Annotated in this window: 2 protein-coding genes; both read left to right on the forward strand. The window is 75.6% G+C overall.

The genetic code is table 11. The annotated features are described in order from the left end of the window. Positions 1–2,280: Pls/PosA family non-ribosomal peptide synthetase (locus tag NWP09_RS12240; RefSeq protein WP_369010426.1), on the forward strand; the 2,280-nt coding region annotated here is incomplete at its 5' end. After that, positions 2,277–3,644, forward strand: a 1,368-nt coding sequence (locus tag NWP09_RS12245) for a M1 family metallopeptidase (protein WP_258275780.1), incomplete at its 3' end; no start/stop codon positions are given. The genes NWP09_RS12240 and NWP09_RS12245, both read left to right, overlap by 4 nt.

Genomic DNA, 3,644 nt, shown 5'->3' on the forward strand with positions numbered 1-3,644 from the left:
CAGCTCGTGACTCGCATCCGCGCGCGCTCGCCGGAGTTCACGGTCGCCGACGTCTACGCGTACCCGCGGCTCGGCGCGATGGCGGCCGAGCTCGGCGCGCGATCCCGCGGCTCGGAGCCCGAGGCGGTCTCGACGCACGTCGTCGCGCGCACGCCGCGCGACACGCAGTGGATCCAGGTGCTGCTCACCGTGCCGCTCCTCATGCTCGGCGGCATGCGGTGGCTGCTGCTCGCGCTCACCGTGAGCACGCTGCTCGCCCCGCTGCCCGGCTTCGCGGCGCTCCCGAGCGCCGACGGGTGGCTGCTCGTCGCCGGCCTCGCGCTGTTCGCGACGCCGTTCGGGCGGATGGCGATCGCGGTCGTCGCCGCGCGGCTGCTGCTGCGGGGCGTCGAGGCGGGCGACCACCCGCGCGGCGGCAGCGTGCACCTGCGGCTGTGGCTCGCGGAGCAGATCGCGCAGCAGTCGGGCGCCGTGAGCCTCGCGGGCGCCCCGTGGGTGACGCTCTACGCGCGCGCCCTCGGCGCTCGGATCGGCGACGACGTCGACCTGCACTCGGTGCCCCCGGTCACCGGCATGCTGCGCGTCGGGAAGGGCGCCGCGATCGAGCCCGAGGTCGACCTGAGCGGCTACTGGATCGACGGCGATGTCGTGCGCATCGGCGCGATCCGCATCGGGGCGCGCTCGACGATCGGGGCGCGCTCGACGCTCGCGCCCGGCACCCGCATCGGCAAGGACGCCGTCGTCATGCCGGGCTCGGCGGTCTTCGGCCGGGTGCGCGCGGGTGAGCGCTGGGCCGGGTCCCCCGCGCGGCGGATCGGCGCGGCGAAGCCGTGGTGGCCCGCCGCCCGACCGGCGCGCACGACCGGCTGGAGCTGGGCGTACGGCCTCGCGGCGATCGGCCTGTCGCTGCTGCCCATCGCGGCGCTCGCCGCCGGCCTCGCTGTGGTCGCGGGCGCGGTCGCGGGCTCGGCGACGCTCGCCGACGTCGTGCGCGCCGCCTTCGGCGCCCTCGTGCCGGCGACGCTCGTCGCGGCGCTCGCCCTCGCCGTGCTCGTCGTCGCGACGGTGCGCGTGCTCTCGATCGGCATGACCGAGGGCGACGTCCCGGTGCACAGCGCGAACGGGCTGCGGGTGTGGGCGATCGAGCGCGTGCTCGACCTGTCGCGCACGATGCTCTTCCCGCTCTACGCCTCGCTCATCACGCCCGCGTGGCTGCGGCTGCTCGGCGCGCGCGTCGGCCGCGGTGCGGAGATCTCGACCGTGCTGCTCGTGCCGAAGATGACGACGGTGCACTCGGGCGCGTTCCTCGCCGACGACACGCTCGTCGCCTCGTACGAGCTCGGCGGGGGCTGGGTGCGCATCGCGCACGCCGAGATCGGCGAGCGCGCGTTCCTCGGCAACTCCGGGATGGCGGGCGCGGGCCTGCGCATCCCGAACGACTCGCTCGTGGCCGTGCTCTCGGCGGCGCCCCGCTCGTCGAAGAAGGGCTCGTCGTGGCTCGGCTCGCCGCCTGTGCGGCTTCGCCGGACACCGGTGGAGGTCGACGCCGCGCGCACGTTCGACCCGCCGCTGCGCCTGCGCCTCGCGCGCGCCGCATGGGAGCTGTGCCGGATCGTGCCGGTCGTCGTGACCGCGGCGATCGGCCTCGCCGTGCAGCTGGCCCTGCTCGCCGCCTTCGACGCGTGGGGCGCGATCGGTGCGGCGCTCTCGAGCGGGCTCGTGCTGCTCGCCGCGGGCGCGGTTGCCGCGGCCGTCTCGACCCTCGCGAAGTGGGCGCTCGTGCAGCGCATCCGGCCCGCCGAGCATCCGCTCTGGTCGTCGTTCGTGTGGCGGAGCGAGGTCGCCGACACCTTCACCGAGATGGTCGCGGCCCCGTGGTTCGCGCAGTCCGCGGCGGGGAGCCCCGCCCTCGTGTGGTGGCTGCGCAGCCTCGGCGCGCGCATCGGGCACGGCGCGTGGATCGAGACGTACTGGCTGCCCGAGGCCGACCTCGTCACGCTCGGCGACGCATCCGCCGTCAACCGCGGCTGCGTCGTCCAGACGCACCTCTTCCACGACCGCATGATGTCGATCGACGGCGTCACGCTCGAGCGCGGCGCGACGCTCGGCCCGCACAGCGTCATCCTGCCTGCCGCGGCGATCGGCGAGCACGCGACCGTCGGTCCCGCGTCGCTCGTGATGCGGGGCGAGCTCGTGCCGGACCGCAGCCGCTGGAGCGGCAACCCCATCGGCCCGTGGCGCGAGGTCGTCTTCGCCGACTACCACGCGGTGACCGCGTGAGCGGCGGCGGGCGCAAGGGCGGAGGGCAGGCCACGAGGGGCGCGCCCGTCGGCGGCGACGCGTACGTGCCCACCTCGGGCGACGTCCGCTGGAGCGCGACCCACTACGACCTCGCGATCGACTACCGGGTCGCGACGAACCGGCTCGACGGCGTCGCGCGCATCGCCGGGCGGGCCGAGGTCGAGCTCGCGGCGATCGAGCTCGACCTCGCGGGCCTCCGGGCGAGCCGCGCGAGCATCGACGGCGAGCGCGTGCGACCGGTGCAGCGCGGCGCGCGGCTCGTGCTGCAGCCGCCGGCGCCCATCCCCGCGGGCACGGCGTTCGAGCTCGAGGTCGCCTACGCGGGCTCCCCCGCGCCGCGCCGCTCGAGCTGGGGCCTCGTCGGCTGGGAGGAGCTCGAGGACGGCGTCATCGTCGCGTCGCAGCCCACGGGCTCGCCCTCGTGGTTCCCGTGCAACGACCGGCCCTCGAACAAGGCGACCTACCGCATCCGCGTCACCGCCGAGCAGCCCTACCGCGTCGTCGCGACGGGCGTGCTCGTCGACGAGTCGACGTCGTCTGGCCGCACCACCCGCACGTTCGAGTGCCGCACGCCGACCGCGACGTACCTCACGACCGTGCACATCGGCCGCTACGTGCGCCGCTCGCGCACGCACAGCGACGTGCGGCTCGTCGCCTACCACCCGGCGGCGCTCGAGCGGCGCGTGCGCGCCGACCTCGCGCCGCTGCCGGCGATGCTCGACTGCTTCGTCGATCGCTTCGGCCCCTACCCGTTCGACGACTACACCGTCGTCGTGACGCCCGACGAGCTCGAGATCCCCCTCGAGTCGCACGCGGCGGCGGTGTTCGGCGCGAACCACATCGACGGGCGCGGCGGCGAGGAGCGGCTCATCGCGCACGAGCTCGCGCACCAGTGGTTCGGCAACAGCGTGGGCGTGCGCTCGTGGCAGCACATCTGGCTCAACGAGGGGCTCGCGTGCTACGCCGAGTGGCTGTGGTCGGATGCGTCGGGGCGCGAGAGCGCCGACGAGCTCGCGGCGCTGCACCACCGGAGACTCGCGGCGCTGCCGCAGGACCTCGTGCTCGGGGACCCGGGCCCCGAGCGCATGTTCGACGACCGCATCTACAAGCGCGGCGCGCTGCTTGTGCACGCGCTGCGCATCGAGCTCGGCGACGTGCGATTCTTCGAGCTGCTGCACGAGTGGGCGGCCCGCAATGCGGCGTCGACCGCGGACACGGACGACTTCCGGCGGCTCGCCGAGCAGGTCGCCGGCCGCTCGCTCGACGCGCTGCTCGACGCGTGGCTGCTCGATCCTGCGCTGCCGCCGCTGCCCGAGCGCGGCGGCGGCCGGTCGCCCCGGCGC

It is taken from the genome of Agrococcus sp. HG114 (assembly GCF_024723325.1).
Classification (GTDB): Bacteria; Actinomycetota; Actinomycetes; order Actinomycetales; family Microbacteriaceae; genus Agrococcus.